The sequence below is a fragment of the Streptomyces sp. DvalAA-14 genome (genome assembly GCF_900091855.1).
Taxonomy (GTDB): Bacteria; Actinomycetota; Actinomycetes; order Streptomycetales; family Streptomycetaceae; genus Actinacidiphila.
On record NZ_FMCH01000469.1, the window covers coordinates 1 to 6247 of the forward strand.

Sequence of the window (6247 nt, forward strand, 5' to 3'; positions counted from 1 at the left end):
CGGCACCCCGCCGATCGCGCTGCCGCCGGGCCTCCGGCCGGTCGACCGCGTCGAGGAGCGCGCCGCGGCCCCCCGCGCCTCGGCCGCCCGCGGCACCATCCTCGGCGCCGCCTCCCGACACCCCGTCAGGGGCCTGGTGGTGGTGGCGGGCACGCCCACCGAGCGCGAGGCCGCCGAACTCGCGGCCCTGTGCGGTCCCGGCGGCGCCGGCTGGACCGGCCTGGTGCGCGGCGAGGCCGACGGCGCCCACTGGCGCTGGTACACCGACGCCCGCGGCGCGCTGGACATCCCGATCCTCGGCGTACGCCTCACCGTGCCGGCCTGATCCGGCGCGGTGGTTCGGAGCGGTGGTTCGGCGCGGCGCCCTCGGCTCCGGCGCGCCCGCCCGATCCTCAGTCCGGCGACTCGATCAGGCAGGTCTCCCGGGTCCAGGCACGGGCCTGCGGGCTGAGGGTGATGCCGAGGCCGGGGCGGGCGGACAGGTGCATCCGGCCGTCGCGGATCTCGGTCCGCTCGTTGAACAGCGGTTCCAGCCACTCGAAATGCTCGACCCACGGCTCACGCGGGTAGGCCGCCGCCAGGTGGAGGTGGATCTCCATGGCGAAGTGCGGGGCGAGCTGGAGGTGCCGGTGGTCGGCGAGCGCGGCGACCTTGAGGAACGGGGTGATGCCCCCGACGCGCGGCGCGTCCGGCTGGACGATGTCGCAGGCGCGGGCCTCGATCAGGGCCGCGTGCTCGGCCGCGCCGGCCAGCATCTCGCCGGTGGCGACCGGGGTGTCGAGGGCCGCGGCCAGCGCGGCGTGGCCCTCGTGGTCGTAGGCGTCGAGCGGCTCCTCGATCCAGGTGAGGCCGAAGCCTTCGAGCGCGCGGCCCAGGCGCAGGGCGGTGGGCCGGTCCCACTGCTGGTTGGCGTCGACCATCAGCGGCACCGCGTCGCCCACCCGGGACCGGACGGCTGCCACCCGTTCCAGGTCGGCCGCGCCGTCCGGCTGGCCGACCTTGATCTTGATGCCGCCCAGGCCGCGCTCCAGCGACGCGGTGGCGTTGTCCAGGACCTCTCCGACCGGGGTGTGCAGGAAGCCGCCGGAGGTGTTGTAGCAGCGCACCGAGTCCCGGAAGGCGCCCAGGAGTTTGGCGAGCGGGAGTCCCGCACGCCGGGCCTTGAGGTCCCACAGCGCGATGTCCAGCGCGGCGACGGCCTGGATGGCGAGGCCGCTGCGGCCGACCGAGGCCCCGGCCCAGACCAGCCGGTCCCACAGCCGGCCGATGTCGCTCGGGTCCTGTCCCACCACGGCGGGCGCGATCTCCCGGGCGTGGGCGTACTGCCCGGGGCCGCCGGCCCGCTTGGCGTAGCCGAAGCCGATGCCCTGATGGCCGTCCCGGGTGGTGATCTCGGCGAAGAGCAGCGCGATCCCGGTCATCGGTCGCTGCACCCCGGTCAGCACCTTGGCGTCGCTGACCGGGGCGGCCAGCGGGAGGTGCACGGACGAGAGCCGGACCGAGCGGACGCGGTCACCGGCGGAGGCGGCAGGATGCACGATCGGACTCCCTCGGAACATGCGCCCGGTACCCGGACCCGGTACACGCTCAGTACAAGTACAAATACAAGTACAAGTGCCGGTACACGTACGTGAACGACGGGCGCTGGCGTGAACCCTCCCCGCACGGTAGCCGCTTGCTCAGACCCCGAGGAAGTGCACGGTCGGCCGAGGATGCATGAGGAAGTCGTGGTGGGAGATGTTCCAGGCGTACGCGCCGGCCAGGGCGAAGGCCACCCGGTCCCCGGCGCGCAGGCCCGGCGCCCGGACCCCGCGGGCCAGCACGTCCTTCGGGTGCACAACTGGCCGGTCAGCGTGACCAGGTCCTGTCCGGCGGCGGGCCGCGGCCAGGGGTGCGGCCACGCGTCGACAGGGAGGACCGCGCACGGCTGGTCGTGGCCCTTGGCCGCCGGGGTGCGCAGGTGGTGCGTTCCGCCGCGCAGGACGGCGAACTCCTCGCCGCGGCTGTGCTTCACGTCGAGGACGTCGCAGACGTACCAGCCGCAGTAGACGGTCAGCGCGCGGCCGGGCTCGATGCGCAGCACCAGCCCGGGCCGGGCCGCGGCCAGCCGGGCGAGTCCGGCGCCGTAGGCGGCCCAGTCGAACCGGACGCCGGGGCGGGTGTAGTCGGCCGCCATACCGCCGCCGACATTCACCTCGCGCAGCGCGACACGGTGCCGGTCGGCCAGTCGCGTGGCCCAGTCCACCACCGAGCCGGCCACGCCGAGCAGTTCGGGCGCGTCCAGCCCGCTGGCCAGGTGGGCGTGTACGCCGAGCAGTTCCAACTGCGGCCGGCTGCCGTCCGTGAGCAGGCGCACCGCGGCGTCGGCGCGTGCCGGATCGATGCCGAACTGCGTGGGCCGGCCGCCCATGACGAGTGAGCCGGCCGCCAACAACCCCGCCTCGGCGGGCACGTCGAAGCGCAGCAGCACCCCCACTCGGTCCCCGGCCCCGGCCCCGGAAAGGTCACCGGCGCCGCCGCCGGCCGCGGCGCCGCACGCGGGTACCCGGCGGGCGGCCAGCTCCGCCAGCACGCGCAGTTCGTGCTCGCTCTCGACATGGAAGCGGCGCACGCCCAGGTCCAGCGCGGCCGCGATCTCGGCGGGGGTCTTGCCCGGGCCGCTGAAGGCCAGCGGGCGGCCCGGCAACACGCCTGCCACATGGGCGAGCTCACCCCCCGACGAGACCTCGTAGCCGTCCACGAAGGGCGCGAGGGCGGCCAGGATCTCCGGCTCGGGATTGGCCTTCGCCGCGTAGTACAGCTCGACCGGCTCGGGCAGCGCCGCCCGCACGAACGCGGCGTGCTCCCGCAGCGCGCCGATGTCGTAGAGATAGGCGGGCAGTTCACCGGTCGGCAGGGACCGGGCGAGGTCGCGGACGGCGGTGGTGGGCGCGGCGGGCGCCGCGGGCGCGGTCACCGGGCGGTCCCGGCGGCGTCGCGCCTGCGGCCGGCGTCCGGCAGGACATCCCGCGCCAGCGGCGAGGGCAGCCGTACGTAACCCGCCTCCCGGTCGGCGGCCCGCTCCCAGCGGGTGAGCAGATTGGCCTTGGCCGGCAGCGGCTGGCCGGCCAGCAGCGCCTCCAGCCGGGGCGGACAGCCGTGCTCGGCGGCGAAGTCCCGCAGCGCGCCGCGCACGTCGGCCCACAGGGCGCGCTCCGCCGAGGGGTGCAGATCGGCCAGCGCGGACAGCAGTTCGGCGACGTGGTTGACCAGCAGGCAGTAGACGAGCCGGTCCCAGCCCCGGTCGGCGTCGTAGGTCAGCGGGCCGGCGACCTGCGCGGGCAGCGCGGCCAGCGCCCCGGCATGGTGCTCGGGCAGCAGCTTGGTGCCCTCCAGGTCGCGGAAGAGGACCTGCACCGGCCCGCCGTCGGCGTCCACGCACACCAGTACGTTCTGCAGGTGGGGTTCGAGCACGATGCCGTGGTCGAAGTACGCCGCCAGCACCGGCGGGACGAGCAGCCGCAGATACTCCCGCCACCAGCGCAGCACGGCCGGGCGGTCCGCGGTGCCGAGCAGCGCGGAGATGTGCGCGGCGCCCACCGGGTACTCGTCGGCGACCGCGGCGGCCAGCAGCGCGGTCGCGCCCGGCCGGAGCCGCGCCCCGAGTCCCTCCCGGACGATGACGCCGAAACCCTCCAGCAGCGCGAGGTCCGGCCCCGGGCCGCCGTCCGCCCCCGGCAGGGCCAGACTGCGGAAGGCGGGTTCGCGGAGCATGCCGCTGCCCGGGAAGCGGGCGGCCAGTTCGGCGAAGGCCGGATCGAGCAGCCGGGTGAGCGCGATCGCGCCGGACAGCTCGTAAGCGGCGTTCTTGCGCAGGCAGTTGGTGATGCGCACATTCAGGCTGAACTTGAGGAAGGTCTCGCCGTCGTAGACGGTCCGCACCGAGGCGGTGGCGGCGAAGCGGGCCTTGCTCGGACCGAGGTCCAGCACATCGCCGCGGCGCAGCGCGGCGCCCAAGGCGGGCTGGTCGCGGAGCAGTTCGTACTGCCAGGGGTGCGCGGGCAGCAGCCGGTAGCCGGCCGGCACCGCGGCGAGGCGGTCCAGCGGATCGGTCGCACCGGGCTCGGCGCGCTCCTGGACGATCGACCCCTCGCGGACGGCGAGCAGCCGCAAGGGGAAGCGGGCCCCGGCCTCGGGCGCGTAGGCGGCCCAGGAGGCGGCGTCCGCGCCGCGGGCCTTGGGCGTGGGGTGGAAGCGGTGGCCGTAGACCAGTGACTGCTCGGAGGCCAGGTAGCGGGCGAGCGGATCGCCGCCCGCCGCCGGCCGGGGCGCGCCGAGTCCGGCCGCGACGCCCTGATGACTGGAGACAACCTGCGCCAGGAACTCGTCGTTGGGTACGCCGGTGCGCGCGGACAGCTCCGCGTGGGTGTGCTCGGCGAGCCGGAGCCAGCCGATCGCCGACCAGCGGCCGTCGGTGAACTCGGCCACCGGGCCGGCGAAGCGGTGCGCGCCCAGCAGCGAGGTGCGGCGCAGCGCCACCCGCAGCCGCACACCGGTGCGGGCCAGCCGCAGCAGCAGATGGCCGCCGATGAGGGCGGTCTGGTGCTCGGGCCCGGACACCTCCCGCAGCAGGCAGTTGAGCAGGGTGTGCGCCACCGCTTCGTCGGCGGGGACCGGCCGGGGGCGGTGGCCGGCCCGGCGGGGCGGGCGAGTCGGTCCGGTCGGGTCGGTTCGGTCCGTCGGTGAGGTGCGGTCGGTCGGGTCGGTTCGGTCGGACCGGTTCGCGCAGTCGGCGGGGCCGGCGACGGAGGACAGTGCCATCAGCGGCTCCGCACAAGGTAGTTGGGACCGGTGGTGTAGTGCTTGTTGATGTCGGACGCTCCTGAGCGGTTCTTGGTGAGCAATGTGCCCGCGGTGACCATCGCCTTGACGGGCAGCCGCGGCGCCTCCAGGACATGGGCGCGCAGGACCGCTCCCGGCTCGCCGGGCCCGTCCCCGAGCCGCCGCACGGCCTCGTCCAGCCGGGCGCGCAGGAGATCGAGCAGCCGCGCCAGCGGGGCGCGGCCCCCGCGGGCGAGGGCGAACACGAAGGCCCCGGCGCACAGATGGACGGTGATCGTGGTGAACAGGTCGAGGACGGGCCGGTCGTCGGACACGAAGATCCGCGGGTCGGCGAAGTCCGCCGGACCGGGGGCGTCCGCCCCGAGCCGGTCGCGCAGTCTGGCCTCGTGGATGCGGGGACCGTCGTCGTCCTTGAACAGCAGCCTGACCCGGGGACGGCCGCCGGTCCCGTCCAGCAGCAGCGAGATGTTCTGCTGGTGGGATTCCAGGGCGATGCCGTAGCCGAACAGCGTCGTCTGCCAGTCGAGCAGCAGGGCGAGCACGGCGTCCAGCAGGGCGAGCGGGTCCCCGCCGAACCAGCGGTCGGCGAGGTGGTCGATCACCAGCCGTCCGTCGGGGGCCTCGGCGGTCAGGGCCGCCAGCGGCAGGACGAGGCAGTCGTCGAGGCCGGCGGGGTGGCGGCGTGCCAGGACGGCCAGGAGTTCATGGCCGGCGTGCGCCCAGCACGTCTCGTCCGCGTGCAGGATCAGGCCGGAGAAGCGCGGTTCGCGGGCGGTCACGGTCGCCAGCAGGCGCTGTCCGGCCGCGCCGTCGGTGAGCGTGCCGGGCTTGATGGTACGGCGGTTGAGCAGGCCCAGGGTCGAGGTCGCCAGCGGCAGTTTGAGGTGGACACCGGGGTGCGCGGTGAGGGCGACGGTCCGGGTGGACAAGGTGGGCGCCGCTTCCAGGTACGCGCGGTCGGCGAGCACCGCGGCGCCCGCCAGGCCGGCCGCGGTTAACGCCTCCCGCAGGGGCGCGCCCGCCGTCAGGGGATGCACCGGCAGCGCGAGATGACTGTCGTCGCGACCGGGCAGCCCCAGGTCGGACGGCGCCGGCCAGAAACCGCCGAGCCCACCGAGGCCGCCGAACCCCTCCGGCCGACCGGCCGCTTCCGCGCCCGCTCCCGCGCCCGCCACGGTGACCGCCTCCCGGGGCAGCGCCACCCAGCGCAGGGCGAAGCGCGGGTCGAACTCGGGGGCGTGGCCGGCCAGCAGCCCGGCGGGGATGCCGGCGCGGGCGGCGTCGGTCGGGTAGAGCGGGTGGCCGGCGCGGGCGGCGAGCGTGTCGAAGGCGAGGGTCGCGGCCGGGCCGTGCCAGCGCGCCAGGTCCGGGCCGTGCCGGGCGACCAGCCGCGCGTCCACCGCGTCCCGCGTCGCGGCCCGGAGCC

4 protein-coding genes and 1 pseudogene are annotated in these 6247 nt (G+C 75.8%); 1 reads left to right on the plus strand and 4 read right to left on the minus strand.

Annotated features, from left to right (window positions below; all coding sequences use genetic code 11):
- A partial coding sequence (locus GA0115240_RS37185; protein ID WP_202451705.1) for a hypothetical protein occupies nucleotides 1-325 on the plus strand: 325 nt, incomplete at its 5' end.
- A 67-nt stretch (nucleotides 326-392) separates the two neighbouring features.
- Here GA0115240_RS37185 and GA0115240_RS24490 read toward each other — a convergent pair.
- From GA0115240_RS24490 to GA0115240_RS37685, 4 genes and pseudogenes are all read right to left on the minus strand, one after another.
- Nucleotides 393-1559, minus strand: a complete 1167-nt coding sequence (locus tag GA0115240_RS24490) for an L-talarate/galactarate dehydratase (RefSeq protein ID WP_093739704.1) — start codon at nucleotides 1557-1559, stop codon at nucleotides 393-395.
- A gap of 120 nt (nucleotides 1560-1679) precedes the next feature.
- Nucleotides 1680-2956, minus strand: a pseudogene (locus tag GA0115240_RS37675) (type III PLP-dependent enzyme).
- Complete coding sequence (locus GA0115240_RS37680; protein ID WP_093739706.1) at nucleotides 2953-4800, minus strand: IucA/IucC family protein; 1848 nt, start codon at nucleotides 4798-4800, stop codon at nucleotides 2953-2955. The pseudogene GA0115240_RS37675 and the gene GA0115240_RS37680 overlap by 4 nt, the downstream one beginning before the upstream one ends.
- Nucleotides 4800-6247: IucA/IucC family protein (locus GA0115240_RS37685; protein WP_107407209.1), on the minus strand; the 1448-nt coding region annotated here is incomplete at its 5' end. The genes GA0115240_RS37680 and GA0115240_RS37685, both read right to left, overlap by 1 nt.